15 protein-coding genes are annotated in these 16,954 nt (G+C 64.7%); 8 read left to right on the forward strand and 7 right to left on the reverse strand.

Going from position 1 to position 16,954, the window contains the following annotated elements; all coding sequences use genetic code 11:
- Positions 1-68: 68 nt before the first annotated feature.
- From ABIA40_RS27965 to ABIA40_RS27980, 4 genes are all read right to left on the reverse strand, one after another.
- Positions 69-1,370 carry a serine hydrolase domain-containing protein gene (locus tag ABIA40_RS27965; protein ID WP_404544392.1) on the reverse strand — a complete coding sequence of 434 codons (1,302 nt, stop codon included), beginning with the start codon at positions 1,368-1,370 and terminating at the stop codon, positions 69-71.
- 466 nt (positions 1,371-1,836) lie between these two features.
- Complete coding sequence (locus ABIA40_RS27970; protein ID WP_271539557.1) at positions 1,837-2,229, reverse strand: putative quinol monooxygenase; 393 nt, start codon at positions 2,227-2,229, stop codon at positions 1,837-1,839.
- Between the two features lie 55 nt (positions 2,230-2,284).
- Positions 2,285-2,686 (reverse strand): cupin domain-containing protein, encoded by a 402-nt coding sequence (locus tag ABIA40_RS27975; RefSeq protein ID WP_404544393.1) that lies wholly within the window; start codon positions 2,684-2,686, stop codon positions 2,285-2,287.
- A 141-nt stretch (positions 2,687-2,827) separates the two neighbouring features.
- Positions 2,828-3,610, reverse strand: coding sequence for a carboxymuconolactone decarboxylase family protein (locus ABIA40_RS27980; protein ID WP_271539559.1), 783 nt, complete (start codon positions 3,608-3,610; stop codon positions 2,828-2,830).
- A gap of 222 nt (positions 3,611-3,832) precedes the next feature.
- Here ABIA40_RS27980 and ABIA40_RS27985 point away from each other — a divergent pair, with 222 nt between their 5' ends.
- The 4 genes from ABIA40_RS27985 (at position 3,833) to ABIA40_RS28000 (ending at position 8,056) form a co-directional block, all read left to right on the forward strand.
- Positions 3,833-4,732: a LysR family transcriptional regulator gene (locus ABIA40_RS27985; RefSeq protein ID WP_271539561.1), complete on the forward strand. Its 900-nt coding sequence runs from the start codon at positions 3,833-3,835 to the stop codon at positions 4,730-4,732.
- A gap of 173 nt (positions 4,733-4,905) precedes the next feature.
- Positions 4,906-6,126 (forward strand): MFS transporter, encoded by a 1,221-nt coding sequence (locus ABIA40_RS27990; protein WP_404544396.1) that lies wholly within the window; start codon positions 4,906-4,908, stop codon positions 6,124-6,126.
- Positions 6,127-6,281: 155 nt separating this feature from the next.
- Positions 6,282-7,262, forward strand: a complete 981-nt coding sequence (locus ABIA40_RS27995) for an ABC transporter substrate-binding protein (protein WP_404544398.1) — start codon at positions 6,282-6,284, stop codon at positions 7,260-7,262.
- Positions 7,263-7,840: 578 nt separating this feature from the next.
- Positions 7,841-8,056, forward strand: coding sequence for a hypothetical protein (locus ABIA40_RS28000; protein ID WP_082641383.1), 216 nt, complete (start codon positions 7,841-7,843; stop codon positions 8,054-8,056).
- A 351-nt stretch (positions 8,057-8,407) separates the two neighbouring features.
- Here ABIA40_RS28000 and ABIA40_RS28005 read toward each other — a convergent pair whose 3' ends face one another.
- Positions 8,408-8,572, reverse strand: a complete 165-nt coding sequence (locus tag ABIA40_RS28005) for a helix-turn-helix domain-containing protein (protein WP_162130849.1) — start codon at positions 8,570-8,572, stop codon at positions 8,408-8,410.
- A gap of 245 nt (positions 8,573-8,817) precedes the next feature.
- The gene (locus tag ABIA40_RS28010; RefSeq protein ID WP_404544400.1) at positions 8,818-10,983 is read right to left on the reverse strand and encodes a putative bifunctional diguanylate cyclase/phosphodiesterase; all 2,166 of its coding nucleotides are present in this window, start codon (positions 10,981-10,983) and stop codon (positions 8,818-8,820) included.
- A gap of 444 nt (positions 10,984-11,427) precedes the next feature.
- Here ABIA40_RS28010 and mepA point away from each other — a divergent pair, with 444 nt between their 5' ends.
- The 4 genes from mepA to modC all read left to right on the forward strand — a co-directional run bounded on the left by mepA (position 11,428) and on the right by modC (position 14,923).
- Positions 11,428-12,372: a penicillin-insensitive murein endopeptidase gene (gene mepA, locus ABIA40_RS28015; protein WP_404544402.1), complete on the forward strand. Its 945-nt coding sequence runs from the start codon at positions 11,428-11,430 to the stop codon at positions 12,370-12,372.
- A 335-nt stretch (positions 12,373-12,707) separates the two neighbouring features.
- Positions 12,708-13,493, forward strand: coding sequence for a molybdate ABC transporter substrate-binding protein (gene modA, locus ABIA40_RS28020; RefSeq protein ID WP_404544404.1), 786 nt, complete (start codon positions 12,708-12,710; stop codon positions 13,491-13,493).
- 69 nt (positions 13,494-13,562) lie between these two features.
- A complete protein-coding gene (modB, locus tag ABIA40_RS28025; RefSeq protein ID WP_271539576.1) occupies positions 13,563-14,258 on the forward strand; it encodes a molybdate ABC transporter permease subunit in 696 nt (231 codons plus the stop codon).
- Between the two features lie 2 nt (positions 14,259-14,260).
- A complete protein-coding gene (gene modC / locus ABIA40_RS28030) occupies positions 14,261-14,923 on the forward strand; it encodes a molybdenum ABC transporter ATP-binding protein (protein WP_271539578.1) in 663 nt (220 codons plus the stop codon).
- A 122-nt stretch (positions 14,924-15,045) separates the two neighbouring features.
- On the opposite strand, the gene ABIA40_RS28035 is transcribed toward modC, so the two are convergent.
- Positions 15,046-16,839, reverse strand: coding sequence for a potassium/proton antiporter (locus ABIA40_RS28035; protein WP_404544407.1), 1,794 nt, complete (start codon positions 16,837-16,839; stop codon positions 15,046-15,048).
- Positions 16,840-16,954: the final 115 nt, after the last annotated feature.

A 16,954-nucleotide genomic window follows, 5' to 3' on the forward strand; every position in this document is an offset into this window, starting at 1 on the left:
CCGCGGCTTTCCGACCCGACCGACCGCGCCAGCGCGGCCGTATGCCATTGGCAGGCGTGAGTAATTCATCATTGCCCGAGCTGTTGAAGCACAGCAGACCACAACGCCAGCGGCTCCCGGAGCGCGCCCGGCTCGGACGGCTTCTGGCGAACGGCCGTGTGCACCATGACGAGCTTGGAGGCGGGATCGACCAGGATGACCTGACCGCGGATGCCAAGCAGGGCAAATCGGCGCTGCTCGCCCGGAAGGAGCCACACCTGATAGCCGTAGCCGAAATAGCGCGTCGCCACGTGCGGGGCGAGATGACCGTCCTCTGGCCTGACGGTCGTGGCATCCAGCAGCCACTGCCGGGGGATCAGCTGCCGCCCCTCCCAGGCGCCGTCATGGGCGAGCAACCGGGCCAAGCGCGCATAATCGCGCAAGGTTGCGTTGAAGCAGCAATAGGCGATCTCCTGCCCGCTGCCGTCGATCACCCATGAGGCATCAGCCTCGGTGCCGATGGGGTCCCAGATCCGGTCGCGGAGATAGTCGGCGACCGGCGTGTCCGTGGCGGCGCGCAGGACCAAGCCGAGTATCTCCGTTTCAACGCTGGCATAGTGGAATTTGGTGCCTGGCGGCGCGGTCCGCGTGTTGAACTGCGCGACGATGGCGGCGGGATCTTTCGGCGGGCCGGCGAACAAGGCCCGCCCAAGCCGGGCGATGTCGTCGTTCCCGTCATAGACTTCCGAGAATTCGACGCCTGACGACATGTTCAACAAGGCGCGGATGGACGTGTTGCCATATTCCGTGCCTGCAAGGCCGCCGACATAGGTCGAGACGAGGTCGTCGATCGACTTGATCCGTCCCTCCGAGACCGCGATCCCGACCAGAATGGCCACCACCGTCTTGGCCATGGACATCGAGACAAAGCGGTGATGGTCGGTCCGCGCATATTGATAGTGCTCGTAGAGGATGGTGTCGTCCCTGGCGATCAGGAGGCCCGTCACCGGGTTGCGCTTGAGGTAGTCCGCGATGCCGAACTTTTCGGTGCCAAAACTGTAGGTGACCTGTGGCTCCGGCGCGCGCTTGAATTGCCAGGGCGCCGTCGCGCGAGCGACCCGGCGCGAGGGATAGATCTCGCCGAAATGGCTGTAGCTGCCGACGAGCTTGTCGAGCGGGGGAGCGGCTCCCCGCGTGCCGACCGGATAGCCCTCAGCCGCACCGTAGAGCCCGGCATCGGGACCGCTCTCCGAAAAGACCGGCCCCGGCGCGGCGGGCGCGCTTCGAACGTCCTGCGCGCACGCCAGGGGCGACCAGATCGCGGAGGCAAAAATGACGGGCAGGAAAAGCCGGCGGCACCCGCGCGGCCTAAACGACGCTCCCCAGTTCATTGCACTTGCCTCCCCGCACGTTGGTGGGTGTGCGCTTCACGAGAACAACATCGCTAGCCGGTAAACAGAGGCATACTATCATCATGGGCAAATGGTGTCAGCGGGTGACAGTCTGCTTCACTCTCTCCCATGGATAGGCCAGCATCTTTGCTGCGCAGCATCAGTAAAATCAAAGCACGAGGAAACCCTTGAGCAAGCCAAAATGAGGGATTTGACCGGCATCATTGCCGCGCATGCGCCCGCCAAATGGCGCCCGCCGTAAGTCTTGACGCTGTCCCGGGCGAGCGGAGCGAACTCTTTTGCGAATCCGTCCGGATTTGTCACCGTGTTGTCTTCGATCATGAAGACCGGACGACTAGTCTGCGCGTAAATTCCGTGACTCTCCAGCGCACCAATGGCGATGCCTGCGGCCAAAGCGCAGGCCACAACAAAACCTCTCAGAGACACGACCCTTCCGAATGGTCGTTCAACTCCTCCTTGCTCCGAGCGCGATGGCATCCGTCCGGACCAGCTTCAGCGACTTGACCATCTTCTCCGTCGTAGCCTTGTATGTCTTGAAGTGGGGAGATTCGAGGTGCGACCTGTACGCCTCGACGTCGCGATAGACCTCGAAAACTCTCACCATGGTCGGGTTGTCCTGATCCGACACGGCATACAGCACCAGGACGCCCGGTTCGACGCGGACCGCGGTCTCGATGTGTTCCCTGACCGCCGTCTTGTAGGCTTCAAGCTGAGCCGGATCGATCTCGATTTCGGCGAGCTGGATGTAGCGGCCCTGTGCTTCCTGGGCAATGGCAGGTCCTCCCAGAGTTGAAGCCAGCATGGATGCACCGACAATCAGAAGCTGCTTCGTGTTCACGATTACCTCCTGCGCAGCGCCAACAACGGCGGCGGCATCACGTCTCGGCAACAACTCACCTTTGGTATTGCGCGTCGCTGACCTTCTCGAGCCACTCGACGTTCCTGCCGTTCACCGATTCCTGAATTGCGATGTGCGTCATCGCGGTCGTCGGCGATGCACCGTGCCAATGCTTGAGCCCCGGCGGAACCCAGACGACGTCGCCGGGCCGGATCTCCTCGACTGGACCGCCGTCTCGCTGCACCCAGCCGAGCCCCGCAGTGACGATCAGCGTCTGCCCAAGCGGATGCGTGTGCCACGCGGTCCGAGCACCGGGCTCGAAGGTGACTTGGCCGCCGCCGACACGGGCGGGATCCGGCGCCTGAAACAGCGGATCGACCCGCACCGTTCCGGTGAACCAGTCTTGCGAACCCTTCTGGGAGGGACGAGACCCGTTTTTCGTGATGCCGATGTCCATGGCTAGTTCCTTTGGCGGTTCGGACGTGAGTGCTTGCGCGCGCCGAAGTGAGACGGTGGCGGCGATGCCACCGCAGATGAGGGCGTCTCTGCGCGTGATCATTGTGTTCCCCGGCTCACAGCGGGCGACATCCGGACTACGTCAGCGCGGGCGCTTCTCGATGACGTCCTTGACGACCGGCGCCGCAGAGAAGGCGTTGGGCCAGCCGGCATAGAAGGCGAGATGGCCGAGCATCTCGCCGACTTCCTCCCGCGTCAGTCCGTGATCCATCGCCCGGTTTAGATGATACGTGATCTGGGCGACCTGTCCGGTTGCGATGAGCGCGCTCACGGTAACGAGGCTGCGATCCCGCGGAGCCAGACCCGGTCTGAGCCAGAGATCCCGGAACAGCACGTCGGTGGTGTACTGAACCAGGCTTGGCGTGATCTGGCCGAACTGCTCGCCGACGCGTGTGGCTCGCTGCTTTTCCGCCGCCTCGTCGAGCGGAAGCTGCGGTCCCGACGCCTGCGGCAGCTGATTGGCTCCGATGTTGCGGCTGTCGAAGACCGCCTTTGCCGCCGGAACCGCGTCGATCGCGTTCGCCCACCCGGTGTAGAAGGCCAGGTGCGTGATGATCTCGGAGACCTCTGCCGGCTTCACGCCGTTGTCGAGCGCGAGACCGAGATAGAATGGCAGCTCGATCTTCTGATTGCGGGCGATGAGAGCAGCGAGCGTGACGATGCTGCGGTCCCGCGGCGAAAGCCCGGGGCGCTTCCAGAGATCGCCCAGGACGACCTCCTGTGCATAATTCTGGAGCACGGGCGCGACGGCGCGGATGTCCTCCGGTTTCGACATGCGATGTGCTCCTTCGCTCGATGACCGATCGTCGGCGGCCGCGCCGACAATCAGGCAGAACAAAAACAGGGTCGCGGCAAGCCGTCTCATTGCGGGCATCCATCAATGGTTGTCGTGTCGGTCATCAGTCACGCAGCCGAGAGCACAGCGTACAAGGTCGCGCCGCTGACGCGAAACACAGGCGACCAAGTCACCCCATGATCTTCCCACCGGACGACCGCGGGCTCCTCCACGGCTGGTCCGAACCTAAGACTTTGGTTCGTCCGCGATTAGGTGATAGATTTGATATGCAGTCATTAGGATAGCTTATCAATGCAGCGAGAGGACGCGAGCGACCTGCTGGCCTTCCTCGCGGTGGCGCGGGAGCGCAATTTCACCCGAGCCGCGGCGAAACTCGGCATGACGCAGTCTGCCCTCAGCCAGATCATTCGAAATCTGGAGGAGCGGATCGGCATCAGGCTTTTGAACAGGACGACGCGCAGCGTCACCCCGACTCAGGCTGGAGAACGGCTCTTCCTCAGCATTGGGCCGAAATTCAACGCCATGGATGCAGATCTCGCTGAGCTCAGCGAACTCCGCGAAAAGCCGGCGGGAACGGTTCGTTTGACGGCGACGGAGAACGCAGCCGTCGCGATCCTATTGCCTGCCCTCGGGAAGATCCTGCCAAAGTACCCCGACATCCACGTCGAAATCGTCATCGATTACGGGCTCACCGACATCGTGGCGCAGCAGGTCGATGCCGGCATCCGGCCGGGTGAACTGGTCGCCAAGGACATGATCGCCGTGCGCGTCAGTCCCGACCTGCGGATGGCCGTCGTCGGTTCCCCCTCCTACTTCGCCGAGCGCAAACGGCCGAAGTCGCCTCGGGATCTGACGCATCACAACTGCCTCAACCTTCGCCTGCCGACCCATGGTGGCAGCCTGTACGCCTGGGAGTTCGAGAAGAACGGGCGCGAACTCAAGGTGCGTGTGGAGGGACGGCTGGTGGTCAACAGTGCGGGCCTTCTCCTGGACGGAGCACTCAAGGGCCTGGGCCTCGCCTATCTTACGGAGGGCCACGTGCAGCAACATGTTTCCGAGGGCCGACTGGTCCGGGTGCTTTCCGATTGGTGTCCGCCATTCTCGGGCTACCACCTCTACTATCCGAGCCGGCGGCAGCCTTCCTCCGCCTTTTCGGTGCTGGTCGAGGCGCTCCGATATCGCGGACGGTAGACCTGCCAACGCGAGATCACTTATCTCTTGATGGCCACCCGCAAAACAGACCGTCATGAACTGCGCTCCCGATCGGTCGGCAATGGCGTGCAACACCCAGCCTTGCTCTCGCCCTGCAGATAAGCCACCATCCTCTCCGCGCCATCAACAAACCAACAGCGCTGAGGAAACGCATGAGCAAGCCGTCACGCTTCGACTATGGCTGGGTCGTTGTCGCCGCGGGCGCGCTGATGACCTGCATCGGGTTCGGCACGATGCTGTCGCTGGCGGTGTTCCTGCAGCCGATCTCGGAGGCGATGGGCTGGTCGCGCGCCGGGGTGTCGGCTGCCGCGACGCTGGATTTCCTCTTTATGGGATTCGCCGCATTCCTATGGGGCACGCTGTCGGACCGGTTCGGCACCCGCATCGTGGTGCTCTCGGGAAGCGTTCTGCTGGGACTAGGTCTCGTCACAGCGAGCCAGGCCGCAAGCCTGTGGCAATTCCAGCTTTGCTTCGGCGTGCTGATCGGGATCGCCGTGGGCAGCTTCTACGCACCGATGATGGCGCTCGCGAGCGCCTGGATCGAGAAGAACCGCAGCCTCGCCGTGGCGCTGGTCTCGGCCGGCATGGGCGTGTCGCCGGTGACGGTCGCGCCGGCCGCGAGCTGGCTGATCACGGCCTATGATTGGCGCACCGCGATGCTGACGATCGGCATCGCTTCGTGGGCGCTGTTGATCCCCGCCTGCTTCCTGGTGCGTCCGGCGCCACCAGCCGCGGGCTCCGCAACGACGGACGCTGTGCCGGAGGTCGAGATGGGCGCGGCGCAGGCGCTGCGCACGCCGCAATTCATCGCGCTCGCAGCGGCGCATTTCGCCTGCTGCGCGGCGCATTCCGGTCCGATCTTCCACATGGTGTCCTATGCGATGGTCTGCGGCATCGCTCCGCTCACGGCAGTGACGGTCTATAGCGTCGCCGGCGTCTCAGGCCTCGGCGGACGCCTGCTGCTGGGCGTGCTGGCCGATCGCATCGGCGCGAAACCGGTCCTTGTCGGCGGGCTGTTCGTGCAGGCGATGTGCATCGCGACCTATCTGGCGGTGGCGCAGCTCGGCGAGTTCTACGCGCTCTCGGTCGTGTTCGGACTCGCCTATGGCGGGGTGATGCCGCTCTATGCGGTGCTGGTCCGCGAGTTCTTCGGCGCGCGCATCATGGGCACGGTGTTCGGCGCCGTGTCGGCCTTCGCCAGCCTCGGCATGGCGCTCGGGCCCTGGGCCGGCGGGATCGTGTTCGACACGTTCCAGCAATACACCTGGCTGCATGTGGGCTCCTTCGCGATCGGGCTTGCAGCGGTCGCGGTGGCGCTGAGTTTTCCGACGCGGCGCAGGCCATCGCTCGATCTTAGCCGCGCGACGGCGTGACACTGGATAGTGGCGATTACTGGATCTGACTTTGCATAATGTAAGTTTGATGGATTTCGCCTCCCTCTGTCATCCTACTTCCTGCCTTCTGGCACCGATTATCTTGGTGTAGCATTCCCTTGTGATCAGATCGTTCTGGCATCGCGAGAGGCTAAATGAGGCGGCGGACGTTTCTGAGCTTCTTGGGAATGACGGCGATCTCGGCGCGCGCAGCCTTGGCCCAAAAGCGCGTTCCGGTCGTGGGATTCGTCGGATTTGCCACGCCGGAAATCGACAATGCGGTGCTCGTTCCGTTCCGGAAGGCGCTGGCCGAGCTGGGTTACGTGGAGGGCCGCACCATCGTCATCGAGGCCCACTCGACGGCCGGCGACGTGTCGCGGGGCCTTGCATTGATCGACGACCTCGTGGCCAGACAGGTGGACGTCCTGCTTTCGCCCGGCCCGGCCGCAGCACGCGCGATGGTCAGGAAAACCAATATTCCCGTCGTCGCCGTGGCGCTGCCTGCGGTGCAAAGCGACCCTGAATTGTTTCAGAGCCTCGCGCGGCCGGGCGGCAGCCTCACCGGCTTCGCCGCGTTCGGCGAGGAGATGTCGGCCAAGCGCATCGAGATGATCCGGGAGATCCTGCCCTCGCTGAAGCGGATCGGCGTCTTGAACAATGCGACGGACCCGACCTTCAGCGCCTGGGGCGCGCAAACCATCGAGGAAGCACGACGTGCCGGGCTGGAGCCGGTGCGCCTCGGACTGACGAGCGCATCGCCGGCGGCGGTTGCCGAGCAATTCAACGTGCTCGCGGGCGCCGGCGGCAACGCCGTGATCGTCATTCGCGACTACATGACCGCCGCGATGCAGGACGCAATTTGCCGTATCGGCATCGACATGAAGATCGCCGTCATCGGCCAGCAGAAGGAGTTCGCCCATGCCGGCGCTCTGATCAGCTATGGTGCCGACATCGGCGACCTGTTTCGTCGCGCCGCGGGCTATGTCGATCTGATCCTGAAGGGACAAAAGCCGGCAAACATGCCGATCCAGCTGCCAACCAAATTCGAGCTGGCCGTCAATCTCAAGACCGCGCGTGCGCTTGGCGTGACGATCCCGCCCACCATCCTCGTGCTGACGGACGACGTGATCGAGTGACGGGTCGTTGAAAATCCGCCGATTGCCGCGCCGTGAGGCGGGTCAACATCCAGTCATTCGCGAAGCTTCGGCGGAGCAATTCATGGAATGCAGCATCCGGCCCGCGTGCGCGACAGCTATTATGGCGACGAACGCACGATCATCATGGAGCGAGTGCTGGCAGACCGGTCCTAGGACTGGTGGACGCACTGGCAATGGCTGCGCAGGATTCCGCTCGTCTCACTCTCCGCCTTGGGTCTATTCCACGCCTCGCTGCGCGATCCTGACCCCACCGATCACTCCGACGCAGTTTCGCAAGGGGTCGAGCTCCTGCGGAACCTATTGCCCCAAACGCAGGGGCGCGGGTATCTCGTCGTTCTTGCCAGTTCTGATTTGTAAGCATGAAGCTTGACGGGTTGTACTTCGCCCTGCCCTACGAGCTGGATTGCACCAGCTTGTGTTCGACGCGCGATTTGAAGCGGCAACGAAAGTCGAGCCGCGCTTCGAAGATGGAAATTAGTTTTGCGACATAATCGTAATGACTCCGACGCAAAAAAAGAAAATAGGGTGAAATCAACAAGAATAATGGGAGGAGTGAGATGGACACTGCGGGTCGCCTGCGCGCGATGGCATTTTTATGCCGTCAGACAGCCGCGCGTCATCCTGATCGAGGCTGGAAACTGCTCGCGGAAGCTGAATATTGGGAGCATTTGGCCAATGATGCGCCGCTCGATCATTTCGAACGTTGCTCGGTTGGCTCGCCGCCCGATCCCGAGCCTGGTATCACCAAACCAACCGCGGCCCCTGTGGGGTGAGTGCGAAGCAAAATAGTTTGTTAGCTTCCGTGTGCGTAACTTGAAGAGTGCCGCCCACCGCCAATGCGGCACATTGGAATGGGAATGCCGGCCCCGGCTGTTACCCCATCCTGCGGCTGGGGCCGTTTTGAACTTTCGCAGCATCGTTCAAACCCGATCCACAACCATGCTCAGAGGCATCGCTATAGCGCTCTTCGGAAAAGGCATCTTGTCTCGGCTCGATCGAGCGCTCTCCCATGGTCGCAATACTGAGGCTGCGCCCAGCCTTGTGCGGGACATCGGCCGAGGCTTCGGGCTGTAGGGCGCCGTCCACGCGCCTCGTCGATCAGGCAGCGCCTGCCCTACCGGCGACTATTTCTTCAATAATATTCCTTTCGCTCGCGCCATGCGCCTGACTGATCCGGCGTGGCGGCCCAGTTCGGCGGCAATCTTCGATACCCCAATGCCCTGCCGGGCCAGCGTGACCAGCCGTCGAACCTCCTGCTCGGCCCATTGCTTCGGCTTCGGTGTCTTCATGGTGCGACCCCACGACCGCACGACTTAACGACGGCAGCTGACGGTCCGCACTTGGGAAATTTACGGGTGGCGCGCCCGGGCCGTTATCCGTCCGAACCTCCAAACGGAAATTGACCGAGGCCGCGCTGTCATGTGCCCCAGCCTTTGGCCTCGTTGTTGAGGCAGATCAAGGCTGCTGGCGCCGGGCAAGGCGGGAGAGGCCGATGGCGAAGCGGTGCGTTCTTAGATATCGCGGAGGCGAGCGGTCACGCCACCAGCGCGGCGTCCTCCTCGTCGTCGATGCCGCGCTGTGCCGCCAGCAGGCTGACGATCTCCGCATTCGGCCGGGCCTTGCTGAACAGGAAGCCCTGGCCCTCATCGCAGCCTTCGGCGCGGAGGCAGCTGAGCTCCGCTTCGGTCTCGACGCCTTCGGCGGTGATGGTGACGCCGAGGCCCTTGCCGAGGCTGACGATGGAGCGGATGATCGCCTGGGCCTCGCGGTTGGCCGCGAGATCGCGCACGAAGGACTGGTCGATCTTGATCTTGTCGAACGGGAAGCTGCGTAGGTAGCTGAGGCTGGAATAGCCGGTGCCGAAATCGTCCATGGAGATCCGCACGCCGAGCGCGCGCAGCGCATGCAGCGTCGCCAGCACCTGCGCGCTCTTCTCCAGGAGCAGCGTCTCGGTGATCTCGAGCTCGAGCCGGCGCGGCGCCAGGCCGGAATGTTTCAGCGCGTCAGTGACCATCGAGAGCAGATTGCCGCTGCGGAACTGGAGCGGCGACAGGATGACCGCGACGCGGACGTCGTGCGGCCAGGCCGCGGCGTCGAGGCAGGCCCGGCGCAGCATCAGCCCGCCGAGCGGATTGATCAGGCCGGTGTCCTCGGCGACCGGAATGAACTCGGCCGGCGATACCATGCCGCGCTCGGCATGCGGCCAGCGCAGCAGCGCCTCGAAGCCGGTGATGCGGCCGCTCGAGAGGTCGATCAGCGGCTGGTAGTACGGCCGCAGCACGTCGTTCTGGATCGCGTCGCGCAGCTCGACCTCGATCTTGCGGCGGCTCTGCGCCTTCGCATCGAGCGCGGCCTCGAAGAAGGCGAAGCTGCCGCGCGCATCCAGCTTGGCGCGTGACAGCGCCATGTCGGCGCTCTTGAGCAGCTTTTCGGAATCCTCGCCGTCGCCCGGCGCCATCGCAATGCCGATCGAGGCGCCGATCACCACGGAATGACCGTCGAGCAGATAGGGATCGGCAATGGCCGCCAGGAGCCGCTTGGCCAGCATCACCGCGTCCTCGGGACGCGCCAGCCCGCTCTGTAGAACCGCGAACTCGTCGGAATTGAGCCGCGCCAGCGCGTCCTCGTCCCGCAAGGTGGAGCGCAGCCGCTTGGCGACGCCGCGCAGGAGCTTGTCGCCGACCGCATGCCCCAGCGTGTCGTTGACCGCCTTGAAATTATCCAGCCCCAGCATCAGGAGCGCGACCTTCTCCGAGCCGCGGCGCGTGTGCAGCAGCATCTCGTCCATCTGCTGCCGCAGCAGGCTGCGATTGGGCAGGCCGGTCAGCCCGTCGTGCTGGGCCATGAAGGCGAGCCGCGCCTCCGCGCGCTTGCGCTCGGTGATGTCCATCAGCGCGAGCAGCACCGCGGGCCGATCAGCATAAGTCAATTCGCGGGAATAGATCGCAAGGTCGATCAGCGCGCCGTCGGCCTTGACGTGCTTCCAGGTGCGGCCGGCCTGATCCTCGCCGGTCCCATCGACGGTCCAGGGCGGCTCGCTTTCGAACGCCTGCAAGGACCGGATCTTCAATCGCTCGAACTCGGCCCGGCTGTAGCCATAATGCGCGACCGCGGCATCGTTGACGCCGAGGATGCGCTCGTCGTCCAGCGCGCAGACGATCATGGGCACGGGATTGCCGTCGAACAGCAGGCGGAACGAGGCCTCGCGCTGCTTGAGCTCGGTGATGTCGACGCGCAGGCCGACGACGCCGCCGTCATCGGTCAAGCGCTCGTCGATCAGGATGACGCGCCCGTCCGACAGCTTCTGCTCGTGGCGCGCGCCGGGCTTGTAGAGCTTTTGCAGGCGCTCGGCGATCCAGGCTTCTTCATTGCCGATGGCCTCGGGATAGTCGCCGCGGGCGACTCCGATGCGCAGCGTGTCCTCGAGCCGCGCGCCTTCCTCGAACAGATCGGCGGTCTTGCTGTAGATCTCGGCGTATTTCTTGTTCCAGAGGACGTAGCGGCCTTCGGCGTCGAGAAACACGATGCCCTGCGGCAGGATGTCGATGGCCTGGCGCAGGCGCTCATGCGACTTGCGCGCCTCCGCGATCGCGGCTTCCGCCTCGGCACGGCTGCGCAGGATTTCGTCGTGTTCGGAAAGGGCACGGTGCGCGCGCGCGAAGCGCGGCTTGCGCGCCTTTTGGCCGGCGCGGGCAAGCATGCTTTGCTTTCGCTTTCTTGTTTTTCGAGACCCCAAACTCAACTTCACTCGTCCCAGTCGCGTCCAGCGGCCGCAAGATTTGAGGCAAGTGTCTGAAAAAAAAGTAATCCTAGCCAGCCGCGGTCCGCGCGCGGGGCGCATATTGCCTGTTTGCGCGGCGTGGCGGGCGGCGGCAGGCGCCATCAGACTGAGTGCGGCGCCCTCAATCAGTGAGCGATCTGGCGCAAAATTGCGCGCGCGCCTGAATCGGTTCCGAAATCTCGCGCGATCGCATGCGAACCGCAGAATTTTTTGCGCGCCGCGCACGAATTTTGGTCAATGCAGGATACGGTTATTACACCCTTAAGAAACGGCGGGTCGAGACGCGATTCGGGCGCGCTGCGGTGAGTTGGCGGCGGGCTCGTTCTTAACCCTGGTGCAGCATTGGGTTATAAGAACGTCAGCATGAGTCGCCGCGGCATCACCCTCCTCCTGCTCTCGTTCGTCTGCCTGGGCGCCGGTGGCGCGCTGGCCCAGGACCGTGGCAGCATCAACCCGAAGCCGCTGCCGCCGCTCGCCAATCCCAACGACCCCGATCTCGCCGCGAAGGAGCTGTTCGCGCGAAAGCTGCTGCCGTCGAAGGGGCCGGCCCATGTCATCGGCTCCTACACCAGGGGCTGCATCGGCGGCGCCGCGCAGATGCCGGTCAACGGCGACAATTGGCAGGTGATGCGACTGTCGCGCAATCGCAGCTACGGTCATCCCGACATGATCGCGTTGATCAAGCGGCTTGCAGCCAAGGCGCACAAGGACGCCGGCTGGCCCGGCATCCTTGTCGGCGACATCGCCCAGCCGCGCGGCGGGCCGGCGCTGTCAGGCCATGCCAGCCACCAGATCGGTCTCGACGCCGACATCTGGCTGACGCCGATGCCGGACCGCCGGCTCTCGCGCGAGGAGCGCGAGGACATGTCGGCGGTGATGATGGTGCGCCAGGACCGGCTCGACATCGACCCAAAAGTGTTCACACCAGGCCATGTGCTGGTGCTGCGCGCTGCGGCGCGAGAACCCGCCGTGCAGCGCATCTTCGTCAATGCCGCGATCAAGAAGGCGCTGTGCCGCGAGGCCAAGGGCGACCGCGCCTGGCTGTCGAAGATCCGCCCCTGGTGGGGCCACGACTACCATTTCCACATCCGCATGCACTGCCCGGCCGGGGCCGGCGAATGCGAGGGCCAGCCGTCACAGGCCGAGGACGAAGGCTGCAAGCCCGCCGATCTCGCCTACTGGTTCTCCGATGCGGTGCTGCACCCCAAGCCGCCGCCCGAGCCGCCCAAGCCGAAGCCGCCGATGACGCTGGCGCAGATGCCGGCAGCCTGCAAGGCGGTGCTGCATGCAGGGGATGCGAAGCCGTAAGGTTCGCTGCCACGGAATCCACCGTCGTCGTCCCGGGGCGCGAAGCGAGCCAGAGACCCATAACCACAAGACGTGGTTATGGCGCGAGGTGCCCACTCCGAGTCTTCGCCAAACACAATCCTGTGGCTATGGATCCCGGCTCGCACTGCGCGCGCCCCGGGATGACGCATCAGGTTTGACCTTCCGACCTGGCCTGCTATCTTCGCAGCTGCGATATCCCACGCTGGCCGTAAGCCACCGTGGCGCCGTGGAACAGCGCGTCCGCCCGTCGCATCAGACCACCAACGCCAGATTGCGCGTGCATCGTCCGCGCAAGCTCGCACGGAGCGCTGTTCATGATTCGTATTGCTGGACTTTTCACCGCCTTCGTCATTCTCGCCGGCACGGCCGTCGCGCCCGCCGAGGCCGAGGACAAGACCATCACGGTGTTCGCCGCCGCCTCGATAAAGAACGCGCTGGACGAGATCGACGCCACCTACACCGCCAGGACCGGGGTCAAGTTCAGCGTCAGCTACGCCGCTAGCTCGGTGCTAGCCAAGCAGATCGAGCAGGGTGCGCCGGCCGACGTGTTCGTCTCGGCCGACACCGACTGGATGGACTACGCGATCGCCAAGAAGACTATCAACGAGCCCTCCAGAGTGAATCTGCTCGGCAACAGCATCGTGCTGATCGCGCCGAAGGATTCCAAGATCGACAGCGTGACGATCGCGCCAGGTTTCGATCTCGCCAAGCTCGCCGGCGACGGCAGGATCGCGACCGGTGACGTCAAGTCGGTCCCTGCAGGCAAATATGCCAAGGCGGCGCTGGAAAAGCTCGGGGCCTGGCAGGCCGCAGAGCCGAAATTCGCCATGGCCGAGAGCGTGCGCGCGGCGCTGACGCTGGTCGCCCGCGGCGAGGCTGTGCTCGGCATCGTCTATTCCACTGATGCCAAGGTCGAGCCGGGCGTGAAGATCGTCGGCGCCTTCCCGCCGGATTCGCATCCTGCGATCATCTATCCGGTCGCGGCGACCAGCACCGCCAAGCCGGAGGCGAACGGCTATCTCGCCTTCCTGCGCTCGGCGGCGGCCAAGGCCATCTTGGAAAAATACGGCTTCAAGTTCCTGATCAGCCCCACAACCTGATTGTTGCGAACCTGATTCTTGCAAACCTGATTTTGCAACCTGTTTTCTGCGACCTGATATGACGACTTGATGTTCGAGATCTCTCCCGCCGAATGGACGGCGATCCTGCTTTCGCTCAGGGTCGCCGTCATCGCCACGCTGGTCGCAACGCCGTTCGGCATTGCGCTGGCGTGGCTGCTCGCGCGGCGTGACTTCTGGGGCAAGTCGGTGCTCGACGCACTCGTGCACCTGCCCCTGGTGCTACCGCCCGTCGTCACCGGTTATCTGCTGCTGCTCAGCTTCGGTCGCAAAGGTCTCATTGGCAGCTTTCTCGCCGACCATCTCGGCATCGTCTTCGCGTTCCGCTGGACCGGTGCGGCGCTCGCCTGCGGCGTGATGGCGTTTCCGCTGCTGGTGCGGCCGATGCGGCTGTCGATCGAGGCGATCGACCGCCGGTTCGAGCAGGCTGCGGAGACGCTCGGCGCAGCGCCGTGGAAAGTGTTCTTCACGGTGACGCTGCCGCTGGCGCTGCCGGGCGTGCTCGCCGGCATGGTGCTGGGCTTTGCCAAGGCGATCGGCGAGTTCGGCGCCACCATCACCTTCGTCTCCAACATTCCAGGAGAGACCCAGACGATTTCGTCGGCGATCTATTCGCTGATCCAGACGCCCGACGGCGATGCCGCGGCAGGCCGGCTCGTGATCGTCTCGATCGTGCTCGCGATCGGCGCGCTGATCGCGGCCGAATGGTTCGCCCGCCGCGCCACGCAGCGCCTGCACGGGAATTGACCATGCTGCGCGTCGACGTCGAAAAACAGCTCGGTGAATTCTCGCTGTCCGCTTCCTTCAGCAGCGAGGGGCGCGTCATCGGGCTGTTCGGCGCCTCGGGCGCCGGCAAGAGCTCGCTGGTCAACATGATCGCCGGCCTGCTGCGGCCCGATCGCGGCACCATCGTGATCGATGGCGAGACCGTTGACGACACCGCGGCCGGCATTCACGTGCCCACTTACCGCCGCCGCATCGGCTACGTGTTCCAGGATGCGCGGCTGTTTCCGCATCTGAGTGTGGCGCAGAACCTCGATTACGGACGGCGGATGAACGGGCTTGCGCCCGATCCGGCGCAGCAGAGGCGCATCATCGACCTGCTCGACATCGGCGCGCTCAGCGATCGCCGTCCCGGGAAGCTGTCCGGCGGCGAGCGCCAGCGCGTCGCGCTCGGCCGCGCGCTGCTGTCGAAGCCGCGTCTCCTGCTGCTCGACGAGCCGCTCGGCGCGCTCGATGAGGGCCGCAAGCTCGAGATCCTGCCCTACTTGGTGCGGCTGCGCGACGAGGCCAATGTGCCGATGGTCTATGTCAGCCACGACGTCGCCGAGCTGCGCCAGCTCGCGACGCAGATCGTGATGCTCAAGCAGGGACGGGTGACGTCGTTCGGCGGGGTGAAGGTGCTGACGTAGTTTTTGTGGAGCGAAAGTGCTGATGTAGGGTGGGCAAAGGCGCGCTCTTCGCGCGCCGTGCCCACCGTCTTGCCTGCTGGTGGGCACGGCGCAAGGGCGCCTTTGCCCACCCTACGGCAGCGTCAGACCCCCGCGACCGAGGACCACAGCTCCGCGAGCTTCTTCCGCAGCGCCCGAGCGCCTGTCAGCGGCAGCGGTGTCTCATCATCTTCGGGCAGGCGCAGGCCGACGAGGTTGACGCGGCCACCGGAGATGCTGCGGGCGACCAGCACGATCTCGCCCAGGGCGAGCTCGGCGCCCTCCTTTGGAGCGTGGTCGAGATGGACGTCGAAATAATCGGCGAGCGTGAGCTTGCTCTCGTCCTCGCTCACCTTGACGCCGTAGATCGCGGCGAGCTCGGCGAGCGTGTGCTCGCCGGAGACCATGAAGTCGCCGAGCAGATGCGGATCGGGCGCGGTGCTCGGCTGCATGTCGACGAAGAAACGGTCGAGCGCTTCGGCCTTTTCCGGCGGCGCCAGCAGATAGATGTAGTCGCCCGGTGCGATCGGATCGGCCTCCGTCGGCGTCAGGATGTGCTCGTTGCGGATCACCAGTGTCGGCTTGGACCAGGACGGGATCAGGCCGCGACGGAAATACAGGCTCTTGGGCCGCACCGGATAGCCGACCAGCTGCTGCTCGAGCTGGCCGGGCAGATCGAGTTCGACGCGGCGGGGGCCACGGTCGGCGCGGGGCAGCGCCACGTGCAGCTTGCGCGCGGCCGGCGCCAGGGTCCAGCCTTGCAGCAGAAGCGAGATGATGACGACGACAAAGGCCACGTCGAAATAGAGATAGGCCTTGGGCAGCCCGACCAGCATCGGGATCGAGGCCAGGAAGATCGCGACCGCACCGCGCAGGCCGGTCCAGGCGATGAAGATCTTCTCACGCCAGTTGAAGCGGAACGGCGACAGGCACACGAACACCGCGAGCGGGCGCGCCACCAGCATCAAGACCAACGCGACGGCGACCGCCGGCAGCACACTGGAACCCAACCGGCTCGGCGAGACCAGAAGGCCGAGCAGCACGAACATCACGATCTGCGCCAGCCAGGTCGCGGCGTCGAGGAACGTCACCACCGAATTATGCGCGCGGGTCGGCCGGTTGCCGATGATGATGCCGGCGAGATAGACCGCGAGGAAGCCGGAGGCGTGCATGATCTGCGAGCCGCCGAAGATCACGAGCGCGGCCGTGGTCACGAAGGGCGCATGCAGGCCCTGCGGCAGAGCGACCTTGTTGAGCGCGATGACGACGAGGCGGCCGCCGATGACGCCGACGACGGCGCCCAGCACCGCCTCCTGGATGAACTCCATCAACACATGGCCGGGCGAGCTGGTACCGACCGAGATGTATTCGACCAGCATCAAAGTGAGGAAGATCGCGAAGGGATCGTTGGTGCCGGATTCGGCCTCCAGCGTCGCGCCGACGCGCGGGCGCAGACGCAGGCCCTGGGTGTGCACCAGCAGGAACACCGCGGCCGCGTCGGTCGAGGCCACCACCGCACCGACCAGCAGCGCCTCCGACCAGTTGAGGTCGAGCGCATATTTGGCGAACGGCGCCGTGACCAGCGCGGTCAGCAGCACGCCGACGGTCGCGAGCACCACGGACGGCGCAAGCACGGTGCGGATGCTGGCAAAGCGCGTGCGCAGGCCGCCGTCGAACAGGATCAGGGCGAGCGCGACGGAGCCGACCAGATAGGTGGTGCGGACGTCGTCGAACTGGAGCTGACCTGGGCCGGAATCGCCGGCGAGCATGCCGATGATGAGGAAGACGAGCAGCAATGGCGCGCCGAAGCGCAGCGCAAGCAGGCTGGAGAGGATGCCGGCCATGACGAGGACGGCGCCGAGCAATATGGCGAGACTGACGGAGTCGAGAGAAGCCATCCACCTTCCGGGTAAGAAATCGCTGGAATTTCATCCTTATCGTCGGTGGACTCGCGCGCCAACCCATTTTCGCGCTTCGCGGCAATCTGCCCGCATTTTACGGCCTTAACGCGCT

The organism is Bradyrhizobium sp. USDA 223 (assembly GCF_044909005.1).
Classification (GTDB): Bacteria; Pseudomonadota; Alphaproteobacteria; order Rhizobiales; family Xanthobacteraceae; genus Bradyrhizobium; species Bradyrhizobium yuanmingense.